This window comes from Rossellomorea aquimaris (genome assembly GCF_020171925.1).
GTDB lineage: Bacteria > Bacillota > Bacilli > Bacillales > Bacillaceae_B > Rossellomorea > Rossellomorea aquimaris_F.
The window spans coordinates 1-24,893 of sequence record NZ_JAIVAR010000004.1; the positions used below are offsets into that span (position 1 = coordinate 1).

Sequence of the window (24,893 nt, forward strand, 5' to 3'; positions counted from 1 at the left end):
TCCTAGATTTCCAGATAAATACTCGATGACAAGTTTCATTTTAAATTCATCACTATATTTAGCCAAAAAAACACCCCCGAAAGTTAGTTTTTTCACTCTAACTTTCGGGGGTCGGTACCAAGGTCATCCTTTTGGACGTTTTTTATTTTGATGGGTTGGTGTAAGTATATGCAGGATTTTTCGCTATACCAAGAGAGGTATGAGCAATGATTTATGTGCGAAATTTCATTTTTATGCTCTAATTCTCTGATATATGCGCGAAATTTTCATTATATGTGCGAAACCCCATTTTTATGCGCGAACTATCGATTTTTCGACAAACCGCAATCCGGAATACCCTTCCTCCCGAAAAGGATCATCCACATCAATAAAGGTCTCCTTCAATAAAAAAACCGGCCCCCATATGGAGAGCCGGCAACTAATCACAATTCGCTTTTTCAGATAAACTAGAATAAGTCCTTAAGGTTATCCATTTGATCAAGAAATCTCCTGGATTTCAACATTAAACCTGAATTCTCGTCGTAGTACGTCCTGATTACGAGCTTGAGCTGACGTTTAGTTTCGTCTTTTACCGAGATATTCCCTAAACGATTGATATCAAAATAATAAAATAACCTCAATAATTTCACCGTACCTTGTGAAATGGGTAAATGATGCGGATCATTTTCAAGGCATCGGTGACAGATGAATCCATTTTCCTTGAAGGAAAAGCCAAATGTCCCTTCTGTTTCACCACAGACAGCACAGCCATTCAGATGAGGATGCAAACCTAGTACCGGAAGCATCTTCATTTCAAAGATATGCATGATGATTTCAGGATCGTAATCCTCGTTAAGATAGTGCAATACCTTATATAAAAGTTCAAATAGAAACGGGTTGGGTTTTCGGTCCTCCGTACTCTTATCGAGAAGGTCGACGATATACGTAGCATATGCGGTCTTAAAAAGATCTTCCCTCACATGCCTGAGGGATTCCGCAATCTCCCCTTGCTGGAGAGTCCCCAATCCATTTCCTTTGATAAATAAGAAATGGCCATATGTAAACAATTGGGAGATGGAGGAAAGACGACTGTTCGGCTTTTTGGCGCCTCGAGCCATCATTCCTACTTTCCCGAATTCTCTCGTGTATAAAGTGATGATCTTGTTCGATTCTCCGTAATGGTTGGTTCTGATCACAATTCCTTCACACTTTTGCAGCATGCCGGCCACCTCCCGAAATGATTCCACCCGGGTGATGACAACCTATTACGTCAGGGGGAAGTCGACTTCCGAAACCTCTTCCTCTAGTTGAAAAGGTTCTTCCATCCCTTCTTTCTCAAGCTCCTTAAAAAGTAAATATGTGTCGATATTACCTGTTTGAGAAAAAACTTTCCAAGTTAAGTCTAACATCAAAAACCCACCTTTCTGGATTTAAACTAGCAAGACTTCAAAGCTTTCTTGTGATTAGACTTAGCATCTTTGTAGTAAAGCATGTGAACTAAATATTGTTAATTGAATCGGCTTGACATTCCGCAAGTCTGGATTTAATACTCATCATCATTGAAACCGAAATCTCGCAGGTTCGAGGAGCGATTACGCCAATCCTTTTGCACCTTCACCCATAACTCGAGATACACCTTCGATCCCAAAAGGTTCTCTATATCCACTCGGGCACGCTTCCCTACCTCTTTAAGCATGGAACCTTGTTTCCCGATCACAATCCCCTTCTGGGAATCCCTTTCGACTACAATCGTGGCGAGGACATCAATCAGGTTCTTTTCACCTTTTCTTTCCATCTTATCAATGACAACCGCAATGCTATGAGGAATTTCTTCACGAGTCAGATGAAGTACCTTCTCGCGGATCAATTCTGAAACGATGAAGCGTTCAGGATGATCCGTGATTTGGTCGGCAGGATAGAACTGCGGTCCTTCAGGAAGGTTATCCTGGATAAGTCCGAGCAAATGCTCCACATTATTGCCTTCTAATGCAGAAATCGGAACGGTAGCGGCAAATGGAAACTGGTCATTGTACTCTTGGATGATCGGTAATAATTCGTCTGGATGGATTTGGTCGATTTTATTCAGGATCAAGAATACTGGAGTCTTGATTCCTTTCAGTTTCTCGATGATGAATTGATCGCCTTTTCCAAACCCTTCTTCGACATTGACCATGAAAAGGATGATATCCACTTCTTTTAGCGTATTTTGAGCGATCTTCATCATGAAGTCGCCGAGCTTATGTTTAGGTTTGTGAATACCCGGGGTATCAATGAAAATCATTTGCGACTCATTGGTTGTCAATACGCCCTGAACCTTATTACGGGTCGTTTGTGGTTTGTCACTCATGATGGCGATTTTTTGACCGATCACACGATTAAGGAATGTGGACTTGCCCACATTTGGACGACCGATTATTGAAATGAATCCTGATTTGTAAGCTGTGTTTGTTTCAATATTATTCATTGAGATCCTCCGGAGAAAACGCTCCAGGGAGCAGCTCGGCAACAGTCAACTCTTCCACATCGCCCTTAAGATTTGTCAGTACCACTTTCATATCCTTGGCACAAAGTTCCGAAATGACTTGGCGGCATGCACCACATGGAGGGACCGGTCTCGCCGTGTCAGCAACAACGGCAATCATGGAATAATCTTTGTCACCTTCCGAGTAAGCTTTGAATAGCGCTGTTCTTTCTGCACAATTACACATGCTGTATGCAGCATTTTCAATGTTGCATCCGTGATAAACCTTGCCGTCTTTCGTAAGAAGAGCTGCACCGACCTTGAATTTACTATAAGGTACATATGCTTTTTCTCTTGCTGCTTTCGCTTCTGTAATCAATTGTTCTTTGTTCATTGTTTAACTCTCCTTTTAGTCCTTACATATTTCATTTTACTATATTTTTCATAAAAGAAAATGGGCTGATATCATTTTGTAATGAAATAGTTAGATTATTCAAATAATTTAACGATAAATATTTTGCTTACGCCCTACTTATTCTATACAACAATAAGAGCGTTTTCAAATCAAACAGGGTTTTTGACGCACTTTATCAACGTAAAAAAAGGGGCGCTATGAAGAAATGCTCCATACAGCCCCTTTATTGACTAGAATCTGAATATTTTCGGAATGAAGATCAGGCACCCAATGATGAATGATCCAATCGCAAAGAAAAATACTGCAGCGGAAGCCAAGTCTTTTGAAGCCTTCGCCAACGGGTGATACTCCTCTGTAATGAGATCTACCGCTTTTTCAACCGCTGTATTCAATGTTTCAAGTGCCAGCATGCCGAATATTAGAAGTACAAGGATCATCCACTCCACCACCGAAATGGAAAGGATGATCGCGAGAATGACGGCAACAAACGCTGCACACACGTGAATCCTGAAGTTCTGTTCCGATTTCCAGACACCCTTGATCCCCTGCCATGCATAGCCGAACGATTTGGTGAACCGCCGCATCCCAAATTTATTCTCTTTTAAGTCCATATTCTTCCAATATATCCTTTTGTCTTTTGAACATTCTTTTCTCATCTTCAGGGTTCATATGATCATATCCAAGAAGATGAAGAAAACCGTGAAGAGCAAGGAATCCGAGCTCACGTGACAGTGAATGACCATATTCCTCCGCTTGATCCTTCGCCTTTTCAACCGAAATGATGATATCCCCCAACACCCGGGGCATATCCGCTCCCACGATCTCGATTTCATCCTCGCCCATTTCCTCGAGTGCGAAAGAAATGACATCTGTAGGCTGATCTTTGTCACGGTATTCTCTATTTATTTCCCGTATCCGTTCATCCGTTACAAATGTCACCGACACTTCACTCCCTTCCTCGACCTGTTCTTTGCCTGCTGCAAAGTCCAAAATACCTTTAATCAGAACCGAATGTTCCTCTGTTAATCGATCCGTTTCATCGATGAAGTCTATTGATAATGTCATATATTATTCTCCTTCTGCTTTAAGTTCTGGGTATTCGATCCTCGGGTGATAAATTCCGTTTAATGTTTCGCATAGTGACTTCTTTACCAACTCAAGCTCTTTTAACGAAATATCACATTCATTGAATTGGCCATCGCTCAGCCGGTCTTTGACTATGGCTGCGACCAGCTGCCTTATTTCTTCCTGAGTCGGGGATTTCTTCGATCTCACGGCCGCTTCCACACTGTCGGCAATGTTGATGATGGCCGTTTCCTTGGATTGCGGTTTAGGGCCGGGGTATCTGTATTCTTCCTCTGTTACATCTTTCCCCTGTTCTTTCGCCTTATAATAGAAAAATTTCAGTAACGTCGTTCCATGGTGCTGTTCCGCAATATCGACGATTTCTTTTGGAAGCTTGTTCTTCCTAAGCATCCCCGCGCCGTCGGATGCGTGGTCTATGATGATCCTCTTACTTGTTTCCGGCGACATCTTGTCATGGGGGTTTTCCATATTCATCTGATTCTCTATGAAGAAATGTGGGCGCTTCGACTTTCCGATGTCATGATAATAACAACCGACCCTCGCCAGGAGCCCGTTTGCCCCGATTGCTTCACAAGCTGCCTCAGCCAGGTTGGCTACCATGACACTATGGTGGTAGGTCCCTGGCGCCTCGGTCAACAACTTCTTGAGCAGCGGTTGGTTGGGGCTTGAAAGCTCCACCAACCTCATGGAGGACAAGATTCCGAATCCTGTCTCGAAGAAAGGTAAAAACCCGATTGTCAAAATCGAGGAACCGATTCCAGAGACGAGCGCAAACACCAGGTAATAAATATATTCCGTGCTAGAATACGATACGTCGCTCAAAAGAACGAGGAATGCGATGATCAGGATATTCACAAAGGAAACATAGATCCCCGCTCTCAGTACGTTTGTACGCTGATTTCTGCTAACAAGCGTCAAGATACCCGCTACACCGCTGAATAACGTGTAAATGGCGACCTCTATATCGACTGAACCAGAAAATTTCTCGTTGAATACGATGCTCGCACACGCAGACAAAATAAAGACCATCATCATGGCAATCCGTTCATTGAGCAGGATCCTTAAGATCATGCCGGTAAAAGCTGCTGGAAACAAAAATGCAATATCATTGATTTCTAACTGCTTCAATAGTCCGGTTATTTTCATGATCAATAATGAGATGACAAACACGATACTCGTCAAAATCAAGTAATTCTGCTTCTGTTCTTCCCTGACTTCCAGCGTATAGAAGAAATAATACAGGCAGCTGATGATGACGATGATGAACAAAGCCAGCCCTATCAGAGGTTTCAGTGAAAAATCTTCTTCTACCATGCCGAAAGCGTTTAACTTTTCATATATATTCGGAGTGATCAGGACACCTTCTGCCACAATAAGTTCCCCATCGAGAATCTCAACAGGCTTGATCCCTTCTCTCGCTTGCTTTTTCAGCATTTCAGTCTTCTCTGCATTGTAGTACTCTGTCGGCTCGATGGCAGATTTCCCAAGAGCGACTGCGGCTTCTTCAAGCTCACCTTTGAACGAGAAGCTGGAAATCCTTTGTTCTAAGTTCAAGGAAGCTTCCTTCAAATCATCTTCCTTCACTTTATCTCCCATGATGACCTCGAGCTGGGTGGAAACGATCGATTCGACTCTTTCGAGATCCGTCACTTCAGCCGCAAGGAGCGTTGTGAGGATGTTATCATTGAGCGTCTTTGTTACATTGTTTTCCTCACCTGATGGAAGGCGCTTCTTTAATTCCTCTAACTGCTTATTTAGATTCGAAGTTTGAGGGTTCAAAGACTCCTCTTCCGGCGGAATGGCATCGGCAGATTCGCTTTTTACTTCGATGACGCTGTCGATCAAGGAACTTACGAGTTTCACTGCGTTATCGACTGCCCCTTCTTTCGGGCTGTATACTTTGTCGACTTCTGCTGCAGCTGCTTCCCTTTTCTTTTCCGTTTCTTCCTCATCAGGTATCGTCCTTGGTGCCCTGATGGTTTCCGGTGCCTCTTCATACAGATTCAAATCCATCGGTTTCGGCTTGACGTTTCCATATAGTACGCCGAATACAATGATCCCGAGGAGGACAAACATGATATTCGTAAATAACCTGTAACTCAAAAAATTCCTGATTTTATGTAAGAATGGGTGTGTGTGCATATGTACCCCCTATAATGACGGCCTCTGACTAGACAATCTATTATGTAAAATGATAACAGTTTTTGGCTTAATTATCTATTCTAACCTACACGCTTTTATTTTCCCGGGATTTGAAAAGGATGTGACTCATGACGTATGGCTCCCGCCACTAATAACGATAAAAAAGATTGATCGGCATCCTTGATGCACGATCAATCTTTCAAATAAACGATTATTTCTCACTGTTTTCGTATGCGTTGATGACTTTCGCCACAAGCGGATGTCTCACAACATCAGCCTGCTCGAGATAAATAAAGGATACGCCTTTGACATCCTTTAATATCCTCTCGGAAGAAATCAGTCCTGATTCGACCCCTCTTGGCAAGTCAACTTGGGAACGGTCACCCGTTATGATCATTTTGGAATCGAATCCAAGTCTCGTCAGGAACATCTTCATTTGAGCCTTGGTCGTATTCTGTGCTTCATCGAGTATGACGAACGCATCATCAAGCGTCCGCCCCCTCATATACGCCAAAGGTGCAATTTCAATCGTGCCTCTTTCAATTAAGCGGGCTGTGTGCTCTGCCCCCAGTACATCATGCAGGGCATCATACAGAGGACGAAGATAAGGGTCCACCTTTTCCTTTAAATCACCTGGCAGGAATCCAAGGCTTTCGCCAGCTTCAACGGCGGGACGTGTTAGGATGATCTTTTTGACCTCCCCATTCTTCAATGCATGGACAGCCATTACGACTGCGAGATACGTCTTTCCGGTTCCGGCAGGGCCGATCCCGAAAACCATATCGTGTTTCCTGATGGAGTGAATATATTGTCTTTGACCAAGGGTTTTTACCCGAATCGATTTCCCCTTGGCATTTTTCGTTATTTCTTCATTGTACAAATCGATGAAATAGTCCAATGTGCCGTTTTTGCCCATTTGAATGGCATGAAGAACATCACGCTGGCTGATATTGATGCCTTTCTTGATGACATTCACTAAACGGTCACAAATCTCAAGGGCCAGTTCTGCTGTATCTTCCTTTCCTGAAACTAGCAATTCTTCGCCCCTTGTCACAATTGAAACATGTAATTCTTCTTCGATTAGTTTAAGGTGAGAATCTGAAACTCCAAATAAAGCGACTGCTTCGTTTGGGTTGTCCAGCTGTAATTTCATTAAGATATCATCTGACATTCATTAGTCTCCTTGGATAATTGGTTGGCCTTCAGCAATATTTTCTACAACTTTAAAGTGAAGATTCACCTTAACTTTACCATTCTCCACCTTTTCTTGCAAAATTTTTTCACTGATGATCTTTGCATCTTCTGGCAGGGATGATTTCAGGTTATTTTCGGCAAGTTCTTTCGCTTGCTCCACTGCCTCATCCTTTGAATACACTCGTTCAACATTTTCCTTTTCTTTCATGCTTTTATCGATGTAAGCAATCGGTAGCTGCCATTTAAGGAAATTGATCGGCTTTTCAGTTTCTTCCGTTACATATTCCTTGAATTCCGGCTTACCAAATCCCCAAATCGGAATCCTCAATGAACCAATTTCAAGGTAATGATTTCTCTTTTCATTCCCACTGAAAACTGCGAAATCGCTCTTCAAGGGGAGTTCCACAGCCGTCTTATACCACGTTTCGCCCAGTACCTCGGCTGTCGCTGAGACTCCCTTCGGCTCTTTCTCGTTTCCGATCACTCCGGAAACAAGGAGTTGTCCTTTTTGAACGTAATCATTGACTTTGACCTGGGGATCCCCCTCTTCTACGAACATTTTGACGATGACAGCTTTTTTCTTAGCGACAATATGCTGCAGTCCCGTCTTCTCAATCGGTTCTGGAGCATTTTTCTCCACAACTTGAAAATGGAAGGTTGTCCCTCTTAATTCAACACCTACCCAGGTGATGTTATCCATCCTCGAGGATAGCTCCCTTTGAATGTTTTCAACATCCGGGATGGAGAATTGCATCTTACCGGTCGTGACACCCATTGCATTTAGTTCCTTGCGGATGTTATATTCCGTTTCCGGTGAAGCTCCTTTGATCTGGATCCCCCAAACCATATTCGAGAGCAGGAAGACCAGTATGAAGAACGAAAGTGCCCCTATAAGGAAACCTGAGTTCTTCAACGTTCTCTTGAACAGGAACGGCCCTCCCTGACCCCTTAGGAACGTTACCTTGCATTCTGATGACCTTACCGCTCTTCTGAAGTTATGTACATCCTCCAACCCAAGGTAAAACGTAACTGTCTCTGTACCGGCCCTTTTTACATTCCAAATGGAGATATTCGACCTGATCAATTGGTTGATGACCCTTTCAATCGACCTGCCTTCCATCTTCACCAATACTTTGCCCCTCAAAGAGGTGATCCAATGGTTCTTCAAGTTCTTCCCTCCTAATTCTCTAAGTACGTCACATCTACAATTTTTCCTTGAAGAAGTATTTCTTCCGGAAGGATCATTTTAATGACAAACTGTTCCCCCCGTATCAATAATTGCCCTTGCTTAAGCAATAATCTCACTTCACGATCGGTGAACGTCAGGAGTCCCCGGTGGTTTTCTATATAGATATGGATTTGTCCAATCATTGTGACGCGCGGAAGGTCCATCATGACATCCTCAGGCAGGTCCATGGTTTGCGTCATCCATTTCCGCATTTGCTGTACCCAATTTTTCGCCATAAAAAAAGAACCCCCTTTCATCTCATATTTATGAAATGAAAAGGGGATTCATCACTGTTATTTTCGATGATGCGGTTTTTTTGCACGTGGCGGACCGAATACTTCCGAGAAGATGAAACCTTTCACGATGTCATCCTTGCTCTCAAAATCGATGCTATAAGGTGAGTCCTTCATTTCTTTGATGGACTTCACCTTTGTCCGATGCATTTGTGCCTGCTTCTTATAGCCTTCTTCCTGTTTCTTAAGCTGGGCATACTTATTCTCGATCTTATTCTTCTGTTCTTCGAATTTTGTCTGTGCAGCGTAGGTTTCAGCTGAAGGATAACCAGGTTCATCGTTATCTTCAGGACGGGATTCCTCACTGTATGATTGTACCGGTCTTCCCGTCCCGATTGTTCTTGGCTTTTGCCGATTTGACTCGGAAGACGATTCTTTCATCCGGTTGAAAATGGTCGTCACGATCCCGATTATGACGGCAAGAATTAGACCTTCCATAGAGAAGTCTCCTTTCTTATCGGGGGAGATTATTCACCTTTAGGATTTTTCCCGTCCTTCTTATCCCCTGTAAGTTTTCCGATGGAGTCCCTCATATCGGTATCAGCATCGATATTTTTGATGTTCATGTAATCCATCACACCGATATTCCCTGAACGCAAAGCCTCGGCCATAGCAAGAGGAACTTCAGCTTCCGCTTCTACAACCTTCGCTCTCATTTCCTCTACTCTTGCTTTCATTTCCTGTTCATTCGCTACGGCCATCGCTCTTCTTTCCTCTGCTTTTGCCTGTGCGATGTTCTTATCTGCTTCCGCTTGTTCGGTCTGAAGTTCCGCACCAATGTTCTTGCCGATATCAACGTCTGCAATGTCAATCGAAAGAATTTCAAAGGCCGTACCTGCATCCAGACCTTTTGAGAGGACTGTCTGGGAAATCATGTCCGGGTTCTCCAACACTTTTTTATGATTATCGGACGAACCGATCGTCGATACGATCCCTTCTCCGACACGGGCCACAATCGTTTCTTCACCGGCCCCCCCTACAAGGCGATCGATGTTCGCACGAACGGTGATACGTGCTTTCGCTTTCACTTCAATCCCATCCATTGCCACACCGGCGATGAATGGAGTTTCAATCACTTTTGGATTGACGCTCATTTGAACTGCCTCGAGAACGTCACGTCCAGCAAGATCGATTGCTGCACAACGCTCAAATGTCAATTCGATGTTTGCACGGTGTGCGGCAATCAGCGCATTGACGACACGATCTACGTTACCACCTGCAAGATAATGGCTTTCCAGCTGATTGATACTGACATTGATCCCTGCTTTATGAGCTTTGATAAGAGGATTGATCACTCTGCTTGGGATAACGCGGCGAAGCCTCATCCCAATCAATGTGAAGATACTGATCCTCACTCCTGCAGCAATGGCAGAAATCCATAGCATGACAGGTACAAATGTAAATAGTACTGCTAACAAAATAAAACCTACAACGATCGCAACGATTAATAAAATCGTACTCGGTCCGATTACCATGTAATCACCCTCCTGATATAAATTAGAATTAGTCTCTTTATTCTACCCTACGGCAGTCGCAACCGCCCAAGGGGTTGAATCAATACTTTTTAAGAAAGGTCCCGGACCACTATGCGTGAGCCCTCGACTTTCACGACCTTGACCTTTTGGTTCACCGCGACATATCCGCCTTCTGTAACGGCATCAATTCTTTCATCCTCGATGATGATTGTACCGGACGGCCTTAGCGGGGTTTTCGTTATACCAACCTTCCCGATCAATTCAAGCCTGTTCGCATTCGACACATAGCCGCTTTCGGTATTGGTTGAGTCCTTCAAAATGATTTTATTGAATAGTTTCATCCTTTTACCCAACACCTTTACAAAAATGATCATGGCAATTACAGCAATCAATAGCGCAATCAGAATGGAAATGCCCATTTGCATCAGATCCCCTCCTGCCAGCATGATACTGCCAAGCACCGCAGCTACCCCGAGTCCCCCCGCGATTCCACCCGGCAGGAAGAATTCAGCCACGATCAATATGAGGCCAATCACAAACAGGATGATTGTTTCATATCCTGCAAGCCCAGCCACCAGATGTCCATAGAAAAACAATAACAACGATGCCAGCCCGATTGATCCCGCAACCCCGAATCCAGGTGAATACAATTCCACCACGAGACCAAGACTTGCGAGTGATAATAAGATAGGAACCACAATGGGATTGGTAATGAATCGTGCCAGTTTCTCGGCAAATGTTTCTTCAACCACATGCACCGACGCACTGTCTACCTCAAGCTCTCCATACAGCTCCTCCAGGTTATTGACGGTTCCTTCTGAATAACTAACCTCTTTGGCTTCCCTCGCACCCAGGGTGAGCAATTCACCTTTCTCAATGCCAAGCTCCGGTATTTCGATCGTCTCATCTGCCATGGCAAGGGCATATAACGGGTCGCGCCCACTTGATTCAGCTGCACTTTTCATCGCTGACAGCCAGTAACTCTGTGCTTTCTTATCGGCTGCATTCCCAGCCTGATCAATGACGGCGGCAGATCCTATATGACCACCCGGGACCATATAGATTTCGTCAGCATGCAAGGCGATAAAAGCTCCTGCAGACAGGGCATTGTTATTCACGAACGCTACCTTCCTTGCCTCCACACCATCAAGAAGCTGTCCGATATCGCCAGCAGCATCGACCAGCCCCCCTGGCGTATCAATATCGAAAATGATGGTTTTTGCATGATTTTCTTCAGCATCCTTCAGTGCCCTTTGAAGAAACGCATGCAAGCCCTTTTCCACTTCTTTCTGGATCGGTATGACATATACAGCCTTTTCTTCTTCAGCTTTTCCCAAGATTGGAAGCAGAAGGCTGACCCCAAGGATCATCACTAAAAAGAACAGTATGCCTCTTTTCACTTTAACCCCCTCGTTTCAAACAAATTCGTTTCTAGCTTATGTACGAATGAAGCCTCTAAAAAGTTTCAACTTTTTTTACAACATGGCATCGAACTTCAATTCGCGATTGGTGGCACTATGAAAGGCCTTTCACCTCATATTAAAAAAGCCGGGAAACCCTAAGTTTCCCGGCCTTTACTGTTATGATAGATGTTGAAGAACAAGTTTATTGACGAGAGCTCCATCAGCTTTCCCTTTTACCTTAGGCATGATAGCCCCCATCACTTTACCCATATCAGCCTTTGAGGAAGCATTGACTTCAGCGATCGCCTGTTGAACAATCGCTGAAACTTCTTCTTCAGAAAGCTGTTTGGGCATATATATTTCGACGTAAGTCAGTTCTGTTTGAATTTTTTCAGCAAGGTCTTCACGGCCCGCTTTCGTAAATTCATGGAGGGAGTCTTTCCGTTGCTTGACTTCTCGAGAAAGGACAGTCAACTCTTCGTCTTCAGAGAGTTCCTGTTTACCAAGCTTGATCGCTTCGTTTTGAAGTGATGCTTTAAGCATACGGATCACAGAAAGTTTCTCTCTTTCTTTATTTTTCATCGCTTGTTTCATATCATCATTTAAACGATTGAGAAGACTCATGATTACACCCTCTCTTAGAACTTACGCTTTCTTGCAGCTTCTGATTTCTTTTTGCGTTTTACGCTTGGCTTTTCATAAAATTCGCGCTTTCTAAACTCTTGTAAAGTTCCTGTTTTAGAAACTGAGCGTTTGAAGCGACGAAGAGCATCTTCAAGCGATTCGTTTTTACGAACAACTGTTTTTGACATCTCTCTTTCCCTCCCTCCGAACACACTACACTTACATGTTCAAGTCAAGAAAATGGTTTGAACCCGATTTTCCGGAGACGGCTATTCGTCTCTTCACTTAACCAAAAGGTTTGGTTTAGCCCTTGGATCTTTGTCACAAGGGGACAGAAAGTGTATGTCTTTCTTGGATGAATTCTTTAAATTAATAAAGAAATCCATGTACTTTGCAATTATAATATAAGTCTTCGAATAGGTCAACAATTTCTGTGCAATTGCTTGTATTATTAGGCATGTCTCTTCATGCATTCCCATACATTAGTCGTAAGCATGTACCGGAGTGGAGGGGTTGGTGTGATGGTGAATCTCATCTTATTTATCTTATTGATCTTGTGTTTTTTATTGGGAATGGTATGGCTGAGGTCGGGACTGTTTAACATTGCGAATGCAAAGGTAAAGAAATGGCTTCACTTCTTGACGGATACACCGGTGAAAGGTGTAGCAACGGGGACGGTGGTCACGGCATTCATTCACTCTAGCTCTGCCGTGATGGTACTGACCGTAGGACTTGCTTCTTCTGGCCTCATTCCATTCAGGCAAACGATCGGCATCATGCTCGGTTCAAATATCGGGACGACATTCACCTTGGAAATGTTCACGCTGAACTTGAACTATTTGATTTTCCCCTCGATCGTAATAGGGTTGATTCTCCTCTTATTTAAGAAGAGTGCCTTACGTAATACAGGCTTGATATTCACAGGGTTTGGCATGATCTTTGCATCCATACAGGGGATTCAGCGAGTCGCTTCACCGTTAGCGACTCATCCACTTCTTCACACGTACATAGAAAACATCAATGATCACTTGTTCTATGCCCTTCTCATCGGTTGTATCCTGACAGCACTCATTCAATCAAGCACTGTCGTGACCGGGGTCACGATGGGTTTTCTTGCATCACATTCAATCCATTTGGATGCTGGGATTGCCATCATGCTTGGTGCGAACATCGGGACGTGCATCACGGCATTCATCGCCAGTATCGGCGGTGGAGCGCAAGCCCGCCTCACCGCTTTCGCCCATATTTGGCTAAATGTAATCGGCGTAATGGTTTTCATCCCACTGATCCCGTTACTTGGAATGTTTGTGGAAAGACTCGGGGACTCACCTGATCTGCAGCTCGCTCATGCAAGTGTTATTTTCAATGTCCTATGTTCACTACTCGTTCTTCCATTCACTTATCAATTCGCTCTATTTATCGAGAAAATGCATATGAGAAATGGCTAAGCTTATGAACCAAGAGTTGTCAGTACATCGGTTTTATAAAAAAGAGACGGGGGACATAACTAATAACTCCACAAATAAAGATTGTCCCGTTATAAAAATAGTTAAAAACCCGAACTAAATTGCCTTCCAAAAGACAAATTAGTTCGGGTTTCACTCTGTCTGAAACACTTATGTCCCAGACACTTTAGCTATTAATAATCAGAATCGCTTGTTAATCCTTGTACAATTTTCACTCCGGAGCTTGCTCCAAGACGAGTGGCACCTGCTTCAATCATAGCCTGTGCATCTTCTGCAGAACGAACACCACCGGAAGCTTTCACACCAATGTCAGGACCAACCGTTTTTCTCATCAATGCGATATCTTCTACAGTAGCTCCGCCAGTTGAGAATCCAGTTGATGTTTTAACATAATCAGCGCCTGCTTCAACGGATAATTCACAAGCCTTTACTTTCTCTTCATCAGTCAATAGGCATGTTTCAATGATTACTTTCGATAAAGCTTTGCCTTTAGAAGCCGCAACAACCGCTTCGATGTCACGCTTAACAAGTTCATAATCACCGCTCTTCAATGCGCCGATATTGATGACCATATCCACTTCCGTAGCGCCTTTTTCAATGGCATCCTTTGTCTCGAATGCTTTTGTTTCCGGCGTTGAAGCTCCAAGCGGGAAACCGATGACAGTACAAACCTTTACTTCTGTTCCCTTTAGCAATTCACTTGAGTAGTTCACCCATGTCGGATTCACACAGACAGAAGCAAATTTAAACTCTTTAGCTTCCTGGCAAAGTACTTCAACTTGCTCTTTCGTTGATTCTGGTTTAAGTAATGTATGATCAATCATACTTGCGATATTTGTAGTCATAATCTCTCTCCTTTTCGAGTTGTCCGTACCTCTTATATCATAACAAAATACAAGTGAAATGACGAGTTTTTCTTTTTATCTTGCCCGTTTTTCAACAAATCATGTATTTTAGTTGGAAGTGTTTACATAGGTTGAAGTTCATCATTTCATTCGTACAAGTTCATTCTTGTGAGCCCAGGTCTCCTGCCGGCAATCAGTCTGCTGTCACAAAAAAAGCCGCCCGGTTTCACGGGCAGCTTTTAGTCATTTATTTCACACGATACACCCTTGCCTCATATGGCATTAATGTAAGTGTATCTGTAGAAGCATGAGCTTCCACCTTATAATTGTTAAGGAGAAGGTTTTCAGATGATACATTGAAGTCCATTGGACACTGTGCCTTTTTCGTGGAAAGGTTTGTGACTACTACCATCTTGTCATTTTCCCCTGTGCGCGTATACGCATAAATCTGTTCATCGTCAGGAAGCAACAAGTCGTAAACGCCATATGTGAAGACCGTTTCCTCTTTCTTCAAGGCAATCATCCTCTTATAGAATGATAAAATTGAATCTTCATCCTTTTCTTGCGCTTTCACATTGATGGTCGTATAATTCGGATTCACTTTCATCCAAGGTGTCCCGATAGTAAAGCCGCTGTTTTCTTCGTCTGACCATTGCATCGGCGTCCGGCTGTTATCCCGAGAAGATGCCCAGATGGTCTCCATGATGTCCTGATGCTCGACTCCCTCTTCGCGTTTTAATCGGTACATGTTCTTGACCGCTACATCATCATAGTCTTCAATAGAAGGGAATTGAACATTTGTCATCCCGATTTCCTGTCCTTGATAGATGAACGGAGTCCCCTGCATGAGGAAGTACATAGCCGCCATGGCCGTGGCACTTTCTTTCCAGTACTCTTTATCATTCCCCCATGTTGACACCACGCGAGGCTTGTCATGATTCTCGATGAAAAGTGCATTCCATCCATTCCCTTCAAGCCCTTTTTGCCAACGCGTCAGTACTTTCTTTAATTCCACGATATCAAGATCCGGATTTGTTTCAGCATCCCAAAGTCCCAGGTGCTCAAACTGGAAGATCATATCCATCTTGCCATTTTCTTTGCCTACCCACAGTTCAGCTTCATCCGCTTTAACTCCATTTGCTTCACCGACCGTCATGACATCATAATTCGCGTACGTCCGATCCTTAAATTCTTGTAAGAACGTATGAATCCCCTTTTGATTCATGTGCATGTCAAATGAAGAAACGTATTTCTTCTTTTTAGGGTTCGGCATGTCAGGTAGACCCGGACGCTTCTTGATATGGCTGATTGCATCAATGCGGAATCCGTCAATTCCTTTATCGAGCCACCAGTTCACGGTGTCGTATAAGGCATCCCTTACCTCCTCATTCTCCCAATTCAGATCAGGCTGTTTAGTGGAGAATACGTGAAGGAAGTACTGATCGGTCTTCTCGTCATACTTCCACGCAGAACCTCCAAAAATACTTTCCCAGTTATTCGGTTCCTTCCCTGCTTTTCCGTCCCGCCAGATATACCAGTCTCGCTTCGGATCATCCTTAGAACTTGCCGATTCTATGAACCAAGGGTGTTCGTCACTTGTATGATTCAGCACCAAATCGATGATCAGTTTCATATCACGCCTGTGAACCTCATCCAATAATTGATCGAAATCCTCCATCGTACCGAAATCTTCCATGATATCCTGATAATCGGAAATGTCATATCCATTATCATCATTGGGTGACTTATACATCGGGCAGATCCAAATGACATCTATCCCTAAATCTTTTATATAATCCAAACGCTGAATGACTCCTTGAAGATCACCGATCCCGTCTCCGTTGGAATCCTGAAAGCTCCTAGGGTAGATTTGATAGCCAACAGCCTCTTTGCGCCAAGCCTTTTTCATGATAACACCTCATTGAATTATGATAAGTTACAAACGCTTACATTTTATTTTTTGAGAATTAATGCGTGCAGGATGCTTCGACGCGTGCTGATTCACGATAAGTGCTTACACGCGCGCAATCGTTTGCACTAATGGGTAAAAAAAATCGCTTGCATTTATTTATGAACATTACTAGTTTACATCCTTATTCCAATCTTAGCAATAGATATTTTTAGTTTACGTTACAAATGGTTGTCAGCTAGTATGTTTACACCTTGGTTTGACCCTATTGAATACCTCTGCCCGGTTCCTTGCTAGACTTCAATCAATTAAGGACCATGTTCAAATAAACAGAAAAGAATTCTTTCAAAAGCTTTTGGCTTTTGAAAGAATTCTATATGAATGGTATTTAAATGGCGGCTTTTTCACCTTTATCTTCATTTAGTTCCTCTAGAACCCTGACAAACTGACCTTCATTCAGAGGGTAGCCCGCTTTTGAGATCTTGACTTTGACAAGTTGACCTACCATTTCTTCGCTAGCTGGGAAGACGACTTTCAAATAATTATCCGTATAGCCGACATATCGACCATCGTCGTATACTTCTTCAGGGATGACTTCTAACACTTCATCTTCGAAACCGGAAGCATATTCCTTCGCTAGTTGATTGGATAATTCGATCAAGCGGTGGACACGTTCATTCTTTACTTCTTCATCAATCTGATCATCCATTCGTGCAGCAGGCGTACCGGTACGCTTTGAATAAGGGAAAACGTGCAACTCAGAGAACTTTTGTTCTTTGATGAAGTTATAAGTTTCCATGAACTCTTCTTCCGTTTCGCCAGGGAATCCAACGATTACATCGGATGTGATCGCTAAACCTGGCAGAGCTTTCTTGAGCTTTTCTAGGCGCTCAGCAAAGAATTCCATCGTATATTTCCTGCGCATCCTCTTCAGGACCGTATTGGATCCTGATTGAAGTGGCACGTGTAGATGGCGGACTACAATATCGGATTGATCGATGACTTCAATTACTTCATCCGTTAATTGACTTGCTTCGATGGATGAAATACGGATCCTCTTCAATCCTTTCACTCGCTGCTCCAAATCACGAAGAAGCATGGCCAGATTGTAATCTTTCATGTCTTCCCCATATCCGCCTGTATGGATACCGGTAAGGACGATTTCCTTGTACCCTGCATCTACGAGCTGCTGGGCTTGGTTCACGACTTCTTCAGGATCACGGGATCTCATCAAGCCACGAGCCCAAGGGATGATGCAGAAGGTACAGAAATTATTGCATCCTTCCTGGATTTTAAGGGAAGCACGTGTACGATCCGTGAATGCAGGAACGTCAAGTTCTTCGTATACACGGTTCTTCATGATGTTTGTTACGCCATTGATTGGCTGGCGTTCTTTTTTATATTCTTCTATATACGTAAGCATCTTGCGTCGATCCTGTGTACCGACAACAACGTCCACACCAGGAATGGCCATGATTTCCCCAGGTGATGTCTGGGCATAACAGCCCGTTACACAAATGACGCCATCAGGATTCTTTCTGATTGCACGGCGAATGACCTGTCGGCTTTTCTTATCCCCGGTGTTTGTGACTGTACATGTATTGATGACATAAACGTCCGCTATTGAATCATAGTCCACACGTTCATATCCTTCCTCTTTAAATAACTGCCAAATGGCTTCTGTTTCATAGTGATTCACTTTACACCCTAATGTATGAAACGCTACTGATGGCATTCATAATCACCTCATTAATTCTAATTGATAGCTTATGGCTGAAAGGACGTATAACGGGGCCGTCTCTGTACGTAAAATACGTGGACCAAGCCCGCACACCAAGAAGCCTTCCTCCATGGAGCGTTCTACTTCTTTTTCGGTTAAACCGCCCTCTGGTCCGAACACAACCAAAATACTCTGACCTTCTTTCGCTGAAGTCAACACTTTCGATAGATTCCCTATTTCTCCTGCTCTTGCTTCTTCTTCGTAGGCGAGGAGTGTGTGGTCAAATTGTTTACTTAGCGTCAGCAATTCATTAAATGGAACGGGAGCAGATAAGGAAGGTACAACATTTCGATGAGATTGCTCTGCAGCTTCCTTTACGATCTTTTCCCAGCGTTCGAGCTTCTTTTTCGCCTTTTTCTCATCCCATTTCACGATGGAGCGATCCGCATTAAAAGGGATAAATTGATCTGCCCCAAGCTCCGTACCTTTTTGGAGAATCAACTCCAATTTATCCCCTTTCGGCAGCCCGCTCGCAATGGCAACCTTGACCGGCAGCTCTTTATTGTCTGTCTCCCATTCTACTACCCTGACTTCAACACAGTCACTGGAAATCCTTTCAATAGAAGCAACAGCCGAGGTTTGATCAGGGAACACCACAAAGATCCGGTCATCTTCCTTCATTCTCATGACACGGACAATATGATGATAATCCTCCCCCGTTATCACAACCGGGCCGTCTTCTTCATATTGATTTTTGATAAAATATCGCTGCATACATTTCACTCCACCCTACTTTAAAGGCTTTTTGGCAATGATGGCAACCCAGTCCTCCATGACCATCACTTCTTCAACGGAAAATCCTGCTTCTTCCAAAGAATCCTTCACTTGTTGTTTCTTTGGCTGGATGATTCCGGAGGTGATGAAATATCCCCCTGGCTTCACAAGTTCAAATGCATCATTTGTGAAACGCAGGATGATCTCAGCCAATATATTGGCAACAATCACATCCGACTGACCAGAAATGCCTTGTAAAAGATTGTTCTGATCCACTTTCACTCTGTCCTGTACTTTATTCAGCTTAACGTTCAATCGAGCGGATTTCACGGCTACTTCATCCAAATCATATGCTCTTACTTCAGAAGCAGAAAGAAGTGCAGCGGCAATGGATAATACGCCTGACCCTGTACCGACATCAATAACCGAGTCATCAGGCTTTACGATGCGCTCGAGTGCCTGGATGCACATAACGGTCGTTGGATGTGTGCCTGTCCCGAAAGCCATGCCCGGGTCCAGCTCGATGATGAGTTCATCACTGTTCACAGGGGAGTAATCTTCCCAGGTAGGAACAATGGTGAATTTATCGGAAATCTTGACCGGGTGGTAGTATTTCTTCCAGGCCGTTGCCCATTCCTCTTCATTCACTTCCGAAATTTCAACTTTGTTTTGACCAATATCAATATCATACGTTACGAGATTCGTGATGCCCTGCTTGATTTCTTCGACTGTTTCACCCAGGAAACTGTTCACAGGCAAATAAGCTTTTACCAATACGCCTTCACTTGGATAATCCTCAGGATTGAGTTGGTAGATCTCCCCAAACATGTCCTCTCTCTCTTTAATCAGATCAAACGGATCTTCGATGACGACTCCGCTCGCACCTGATTCATGCAGGATATGTGAGATTGGTTCAATTGCTTCGTTTGTAGTTAGGATACTGATTTCTGACCATTTCATGGATCTACCAACTCCGTTCTGAGTTATTCGCCTTTAAAGGCTTTTTTCACTTTATCAAAAAAACTTTCATGCTGTTCATCCGGTACTTGTCCGCTGATGTCAGCAAATTCTCTTAGTAATTGCTTTTGTTTTTCAGTCAACTTAGTAGGCGTGACCACTTTCACTTGTACATGCTGGTCTCCTGTACCATATCCACGTACATTCGGTACGCCTTTACCCTTCAATCTGAATCTTGTGCCCGTTTGAGTACCTGAAGGCACCTTCAGCTTGACCTTTCCGTGCAATGTAGGGACTTCAATTTCATCCCCCAGTGCCGCTTGGGCAAACGTTACCGGCATCTCACAGTAGATGTCATCGCCGTTACGTTCAAAGAAATCATGTGAGCGTACATGGAAGACCACATATAGATCTCCAGGAGGTCCTCCGTTTACACCAGGTTCACCTTGACCTGTTACACGAAGCTGCTGACCGTCATCGATTCCTGCAGGGATCTTCACATTGATTTTACGGCGTTTTTGAACCTTTCCTGCGCCGCCGCATGTTGTACACTTTTCTTTGATTTCTTTGCCCGTACCATTACAGTAGTGGCACACACGTCTATTTACGACGCGGCCGAACGGTGTATTCTGTTCAACATTCAATTGGCCAGAACCATTACAGTGTGAACATGTGTTGACCTTCGTCCCAGGTTTCGCCCCTGAGCCGTGGCATGTGTCGCATTCTTCTTCTTTTGGTATTTCGATCTCGGTTTCTTTGCCGAACACGGCCTCTTCGAATTTAAGTGACATCGTATACTGAAGATCGGCCCCTTGTCTCGGTGCGTTAGGATCTCTTCTGCGACCTCCGCCACCACCGAAGAACGTATTGAAAATATCTTCGAAGCCGCCGAAACCGCCGCCTCCAAAGTCAGCACCGCCACCGAATCCCTGGTTTGGATCGGTATGACCGAAGCGATCATATTGAGCACGCTTTTGTTCATCGCTCAACACTTCGTATGCTTCAGATATTTCTTTGAATTTTTGATCTGCATCCGCCTCTTTATTAATATCCGGATGATATTTTTTGGAGAGCTTCCGGTATGCTTTTTTTATTTCATCTTTTGAGGCGCCTTTTCCGACACCCAGAACTTCATAATAGTCCCGTTTACTCATGAAAACACCACTCCCGAATCATTTGCATAAAGGTTATTTTAACATTGAGCTCCATCGATTATCAATAAAAACAATAGAATCAATGAGAATTAAGCATACTCATAGAAAAAGTCAAAGCCAAGAACCGTCCTGACTTTGACTTTTTACTCTGTTCATCTTATTTCTTATCGTCGTTTACTTCTTCATATTCAGCGTCAACGACATCATCGTCTTGCTTTGCTTGACCATCTTCACCTTGAGCAGCTTGTGCTTCTGCTTGAGCTTGCTCATAAAGCTTCATTGTCAATGCTTGAACGATTTCTTGAAGTGCATCTTTCTTTTCACGGATCAGATCAAGATCGTCTTTTTCGATTGCTTCTTTCAATTCAGCTTTCGCATCTTCCGCTTTTTTCACTTCAGCTTCATCGACTTTGCCTTCGAGGTCTTTCAGCGTTTTTTCCGTTTGGAATACCAATTGATCCGCTTCATTGCGAAGTTCAACTTCTTCCTTACGTTTTTTATCCGCTTCTGCATTTTCTTCCGCTTCTTTGACCATACGTTCTACTTCATCTTCTGAAAGGCCTGTAGAAGATTTGATTGTGATGTTTTGCTCTTTACCTGTTCCAAGATCTTTCGCGCTAACATTTACGATACCGTTCTTATCAATATCGAATTTCACTTCGATTTGTGGTACTCCACGTGGTGCCGGCGGAATATCAGATAATTGGAAACGGCCAAGCGTTTTGTTATCCGCTGCCATCGGACGCTCACCTTGAAGTACGTGGATATCAACGGCAGTCTGGTTGTCAGCGGCAGTTGAGAATACTTGGGACTTAGATGTCGGGATCGTTGTATTACGCTCGATTAGCTTAGTGGATACACCGCCCATTGTTTCAATACCAAGTGATAGTGGCGTAACGTCAAGTAATACTACATCTTTAACGTCTCCAGTAAGGACTCCACCTTGGATAGCAGCACCCATCGCTACTACTTCATCAGGATTTACACCTTTAGAAGGTTCTTTACCCGTTTCTTTTCTGATTGCTTCTTGTACCGCCGGGATACGAGTCGAACCACCAACAAGGATGATCTTATCGATTTCGCTTGCAGAAAGACCTGCATCTTTCATTGCTTGGCGAGTTGGTCCCATTGTACGTTCCACTAGATCAGAAGAAAGTTCTTCGAATTTCGCTCTTGTCAGGTTCACTTCCAAGTGAAGTGGGCCTGCTTCACCAGCCGTGATGAAAGGAAGAGAGATTTGAGTTGATGTAACACCTGAAAGGTCTTTCTTCGCTTTCTCAGCTGCATCTTTAAGGCGTTGAAGAGCCATTTTATCTTTAGAAAGATCGATTCCGTTCTCTTTCTTGAATTCTGCTACTAAGTAATCGATGATCACTTGGTCGAAGTCATCCCCACCAAGGCGGTTGTCACCGGCAGTTGAGCGTACCTCGAATACACCGTCGCCTAGTTCAAGGATGGATACGTCGAATGTACCGCCACCAAGGTCATAAACGAGGATCGTTTGATCTTCATCCATTTTATCAAGACCGTATGCAAGTGCAGCAGCAGTAGGTTCGTTGATGATACGTTCAACTTCAAGACCTGCGATTTTACCAGCGTCTTTTGTTGCTTGACGTTCTGCGTCATTGAAATAAGCAGGTACAGTGATGACTGCTTTTTCGACCTTTTCACCAAGATAGTCTTCTGCATATGACTTCAAGTGCTGAAGGATCATTGCTGAGATTTCCTGAGGTGTATATTCTTTCCCTTCAGCTTCCACTTTGTGATCTGTACCCATGTGGCGCTTTACTGAAATGATTGTGTTCGGGTTCGTAATTGCTTGACGTTTCGCAACTTCCCCAACTTGTTTTTCACCATTTTTAAATGCAACGACAGAAGGAGTCGTACGGTTACCTTCCGCGTTTGCAATTACTTTCGGTTCTCCGCCTTCAAGAACGGATACACAAGAGTTTGTTGTACCTAAGTCAATACCGATAATTTTACTCATCGTCATTATACCTCCCTAGTTTGTATGTAATTTCTATATTATTGGTTTACCTTTACCATGGAAGGACGGATCACTCTGTCCTTTAGCTTGTAGCCTTTTTGGAATTCTTCCACGACGATATTGCTGCCGTATTGATCATCTTCAGTTTGCATAACGGCTTGGTGAAGATGTGGATCGAACTCCTGGCCTACGGCATCGATTGGCTCGACGCCTTCTTTCTTCAAAGCATCGATCAAGCTGCGGTGAACCATCTCCATTCCCTGTAGAAGGGTTTTGGTTTGATCATTATCAGCTTCTATATTCAAGGCACGTTCGAAATTATCAAGTGCCGGTAAAAGTTCAGTAATGAGGGACTGAGAGCGATACTTTTCCTTCGCCTCGTTTTCAGTATTGATCCGGCGACGGAAATTATCGAAATCCGCTCTTAAACGAAGATAACGATTTTCAGATTCATCAAGTTGTGCTTGCAATTGAGCAACTTCATCTGTTTCTTGCTCAGCATCCTGTAGCTCTTCTGCGAACACTTCCTCAACAACTTCCTCATGATCTTCTTTCACTTGCTCTTCCTGCTGTTGTTTCGTTTCTTCTGACATTGCGTTCACCTCCTTAAAATAGATCGTTAATCCATATCCATGGCCCGCTTTCATATCATAGTCCGAGGCCCATTAACCCTTTATACAATATGTCCACTATCCCTTGCTTTGATACAGTTTCGTAAGCACCTGAGACATATCATTGGAAAAGAAATTCAATAGACTTACAACCCTTGAATACTCCATCCGGGTCGGCCCGATAATCGCAATGGAACCCAATTGCTCTTGACCGATTGAATAGGTGGCGGTGATCAAACTGCAATTCTCCATTGCAAGATGATCATTCTCTTTGCCAATCTTTATATTCAAGCCTGATGCCGATGGACGGATGAGATTGTAAATGCTGTCTTCCTGCTCGATCATTTCGAGCAGCATTCGCACTTTTTGTACATCATTGAACTCCGGCTGATTGAGCATATTGGTCTTTCCACCAAAGAACAATTTGTCTGTAACGGTTGAGTTGATGGATTCCGTAATTGAATGGAGGATAAAATCATAATTCTGGATGTGTTCCCTTAGGAGAAGGGCCACTTCCTTGAAAATTTTATCGTTCAATTCATTCATCGGAACCCCCGTTAGTCGTTCGTTCAGAATGTTGACCAATTTTTCAAGCTCCGACGCATCCATCGTAGGAGGGATTTGGAACAGTTTGTTTTCCACATGCCCATTATCCGTAACGATGATGGCAATCGCAGTATCCCTATTAAGGGGCACGAGTTGAATTTTCTTCAACTTGTTCTCCTTCAATTCAGGTCCCAATAAAATGGTTGTGTAGCTCGTCAACTCAGAAAGGATTTTAGCCGACTTCTGAACGACTTTCTCCAATTCATAGATCCTTTCAGAGAATATGGACCGCAGGGCGTGTACATCTTTCTTCTGCAATTTTTGAGGAGAAAGTAAATGATCCACATAGTAGCGGTAACCCTTCTCTGACGGAATTCGCCCTGAGGAGGTATGGGTCTTCTCAATGAAGCCCAGTTCCTCTAGGTCGGCCATTTCATTCCGGATCGTTGCGGAACTGAATGAGATCTCATCCTTTTTGGATAAGCTCCTTGAACCGACCGGCTGAGCGGAAAGGATAAAATCATCAATGATCACTTGAAGAATTAGAAGTTGTCGATCTGTTAACAACATTCATCACCTCTGTTAGCACTCTGTTATGATGAGTGCTAAATCTAATTAATAAAT

25 protein-coding genes are annotated in these 24,893 nt (G+C 43.5%); 1 reads left to right on the forward strand and 24 read right to left on the reverse strand.

What is annotated here, in order from left to right:
* Positions 1 to 446 precede the first annotated feature (446 nt).
* The 15 genes from recO to rpsU form a co-directional block, all read right to left on the reverse strand.
* Positions 447 to 1,199, reverse strand: coding sequence for a DNA repair protein RecO (gene recO / locus LCM10_RS14355; RefSeq protein WP_224876991.1), 753 nt, complete (start codon positions 1,197 to 1,199; stop codon positions 447 to 449).
* A gap of 45 nt (positions 1,200 to 1,244) precedes the next feature.
* The gene (locus LCM10_RS14360; protein WP_224876992.1) at positions 1,245 to 1,388 is read right to left on the reverse strand and encodes a YqzL family protein; all 144 of its coding nucleotides are present in this window, start codon (positions 1,386 to 1,388) and stop codon (positions 1,245 to 1,247) included.
* 134 nt (positions 1,389 to 1,522) lie between these two features.
* The gene (era, locus tag LCM10_RS14365; protein WP_224876993.1) at positions 1,523 to 2,443 is read right to left on the reverse strand and encodes a GTPase Era; all 921 of its coding nucleotides are present in this window, start codon (positions 2,441 to 2,443) and stop codon (positions 1,523 to 1,525) included.
* Positions 2,436 to 2,834: a cytidine deaminase gene (locus LCM10_RS14370; protein WP_224876994.1), complete on the reverse strand. Its 399-nt coding sequence runs from the start codon at positions 2,832 to 2,834 to the stop codon at positions 2,436 to 2,438. The genes era and LCM10_RS14370 overlap by 8 nt, the downstream gene beginning before the upstream one ends.
* Positions 2,835 to 3,085: 251 nt before the next feature.
* On the reverse strand, positions 3,086 to 3,466 hold the full coding sequence (locus LCM10_RS14375) for a diacylglycerol kinase (protein WP_224876995.1): 381 nt from the start codon (positions 3,464 to 3,466) through the stop codon (positions 3,086 to 3,088).
* Positions 3,447 to 3,920 carry an rRNA maturation RNase YbeY gene (gene ybeY / locus LCM10_RS14380; protein WP_224876996.1) on the reverse strand — a complete coding sequence of 158 codons (474 nt, stop codon included), beginning with the start codon at positions 3,918 to 3,920 and terminating at the stop codon, positions 3,447 to 3,449. Before ybeY ends, LCM10_RS14375 begins: the two co-directional genes overlap by 20 nt.
* Positions 3,921 to 3,923: 3 nt before the next feature.
* Entirely contained in the window at positions 3,924 to 6,083 is a 2,160-nt protein-coding gene (locus tag LCM10_RS14385; RefSeq protein WP_224876997.1) for an HD family phosphohydrolase, read from the reverse strand.
* Positions 6,084 to 6,294: 211 nt separating this feature from the next.
* On the reverse strand, positions 6,295 to 7,254 hold the full coding sequence (locus LCM10_RS14390; protein WP_224876998.1) for a PhoH family protein: 960 nt from the start codon (positions 7,252 to 7,254) through the stop codon (positions 6,295 to 6,297).
* A 3-nt stretch (positions 7,255 to 7,257) separates the two neighbouring features.
* Positions 7,258 to 8,445 carry a sporulation protein YqfD gene (gene yqfD / locus LCM10_RS14395; protein ID WP_224876999.1) on the reverse strand — a complete coding sequence of 396 codons (1,188 nt, stop codon included), beginning with the start codon at positions 8,443 to 8,445 and terminating at the stop codon, positions 7,258 to 7,260.
* An 11-nt stretch (positions 8,446 to 8,456) separates the two neighbouring features.
* The gene (gene yqfC, locus LCM10_RS14400; protein WP_224877000.1) at positions 8,457 to 8,741 is read right to left on the reverse strand and encodes a sporulation protein YqfC; all 285 of its coding nucleotides are present in this window, start codon (positions 8,739 to 8,741) and stop codon (positions 8,457 to 8,459) included.
* Positions 8,742 to 8,798: 57 nt separating this feature from the next.
* Positions 8,799 to 9,236 (reverse strand): hypothetical protein, encoded by a 438-nt coding sequence (locus LCM10_RS14405; RefSeq protein WP_224877001.1) that lies wholly within the window; start codon positions 9,234 to 9,236, stop codon positions 8,799 to 8,801.
* Between the two features lie 29 nt (positions 9,237 to 9,265).
* The gene (gene floA, locus LCM10_RS14410; RefSeq protein ID WP_263621520.1) at positions 9,266 to 10,273 is read right to left on the reverse strand and encodes a flotillin-like protein FloA; all 1,008 of its coding nucleotides are present in this window, start codon (positions 10,271 to 10,273) and stop codon (positions 9,266 to 9,268) included.
* An 89-nt stretch (positions 10,274 to 10,362) separates the two neighbouring features.
* Positions 10,363 to 11,643: an NfeD family protein gene (locus LCM10_RS14415; protein WP_224877202.1), complete on the reverse strand. Its 1,281-nt coding sequence runs from the start codon at positions 11,641 to 11,643 to the stop codon at positions 10,363 to 10,365.
* 210 nt (positions 11,644 to 11,853) lie between these two features.
* Positions 11,854 to 12,300 carry a GatB/YqeY domain-containing protein gene (locus LCM10_RS14420; RefSeq protein ID WP_224877002.1) on the reverse strand — a complete coding sequence of 149 codons (447 nt, stop codon included), beginning with the start codon at positions 12,298 to 12,300 and terminating at the stop codon, positions 11,854 to 11,856.
* A 14-nt stretch (positions 12,301 to 12,314) separates the two neighbouring features.
* The gene (gene rpsU / locus LCM10_RS14425; protein ID WP_032087602.1) at positions 12,315 to 12,488 is read right to left on the reverse strand and encodes a 30S ribosomal protein S21; all 174 of its coding nucleotides are present in this window, start codon (positions 12,486 to 12,488) and stop codon (positions 12,315 to 12,317) included.
* 333 nt (positions 12,489 to 12,821) lie between these two features.
* On the opposite strand from rpsU, the gene LCM10_RS14430 reads away from it, so the two are divergent.
* Entirely contained in the window at positions 12,822 to 13,748 is a 927-nt protein-coding gene (locus tag LCM10_RS14430) for a Na/Pi symporter (RefSeq protein ID WP_224877003.1), read from the forward strand.
* A 191-nt stretch (positions 13,749 to 13,939) separates the two neighbouring features.
* Here LCM10_RS14430 and deoC read toward each other — a convergent pair whose 3' ends face one another.
* From deoC to hrcA, 9 genes are all read right to left on the reverse strand, one after another.
* Positions 13,940 to 14,611, reverse strand: a complete 672-nt coding sequence (gene deoC / locus LCM10_RS14435) for a deoxyribose-phosphate aldolase (protein ID WP_224877004.1) — start codon at positions 14,609 to 14,611, stop codon at positions 13,940 to 13,942.
* 247 nt (positions 14,612 to 14,858) lie between these two features.
* Positions 14,859 to 16,520, reverse strand: coding sequence for a glycoside hydrolase family 13 protein (locus LCM10_RS14440; protein WP_224877005.1), 1,662 nt, complete (start codon positions 16,518 to 16,520; stop codon positions 14,859 to 14,861).
* Positions 16,521 to 16,908: 388 nt separating this feature from the next.
* Positions 16,909 to 18,255 (reverse strand): tRNA (N(6)-L-threonylcarbamoyladenosine(37)-C(2))-methylthiotransferase MtaB, encoded by a 1,347-nt coding sequence (mtaB, locus tag LCM10_RS14445; protein WP_224877006.1) that lies wholly within the window; start codon positions 18,253 to 18,255, stop codon positions 16,909 to 16,911.
* 6 nt (positions 18,256 to 18,261) lie between these two features.
* A complete protein-coding gene (locus LCM10_RS14450; RefSeq protein WP_224877007.1) occupies positions 18,262 to 19,014 on the reverse strand; it encodes a 16S rRNA (uracil(1498)-N(3))-methyltransferase in 753 nt (250 codons plus the stop codon).
* A gap of 15 nt (positions 19,015 to 19,029) precedes the next feature.
* Positions 19,030 to 19,974 carry a 50S ribosomal protein L11 methyltransferase gene (gene prmA / locus LCM10_RS14455; protein ID WP_224877008.1) on the reverse strand — a complete coding sequence of 315 codons (945 nt, stop codon included), beginning with the start codon at positions 19,972 to 19,974 and terminating at the stop codon, positions 19,030 to 19,032.
* 23 nt (positions 19,975 to 19,997) lie between these two features.
* Positions 19,998 to 21,125, reverse strand: coding sequence for a molecular chaperone DnaJ (gene dnaJ / locus LCM10_RS14460; protein WP_224877009.1), 1,128 nt, complete (start codon positions 21,123 to 21,125; stop codon positions 19,998 to 20,000).
* A 157-nt stretch (positions 21,126 to 21,282) separates the two neighbouring features.
* Positions 21,283 to 23,112 (reverse strand): molecular chaperone DnaK, encoded by a 1,830-nt coding sequence (dnaK, locus tag LCM10_RS14465; protein ID WP_224877010.1) that lies wholly within the window; start codon positions 23,110 to 23,112, stop codon positions 21,283 to 21,285.
* A gap of 38 nt (positions 23,113 to 23,150) precedes the next feature.
* Entirely contained in the window at positions 23,151 to 23,705 is a 555-nt protein-coding gene (gene grpE / locus LCM10_RS14470) for a nucleotide exchange factor GrpE (protein ID WP_224877011.1), read from the reverse strand.
* Positions 23,706 to 23,801: 96 nt separating this feature from the next.
* The gene (gene hrcA / locus LCM10_RS14475) at positions 23,802 to 24,836 is read right to left on the reverse strand and encodes a heat-inducible transcriptional repressor HrcA (protein ID WP_224877203.1); all 1,035 of its coding nucleotides are present in this window, start codon (positions 24,834 to 24,836) and stop codon (positions 23,802 to 23,804) included.
* Positions 24,837 to 24,893 lie beyond the last annotated feature (57 nt).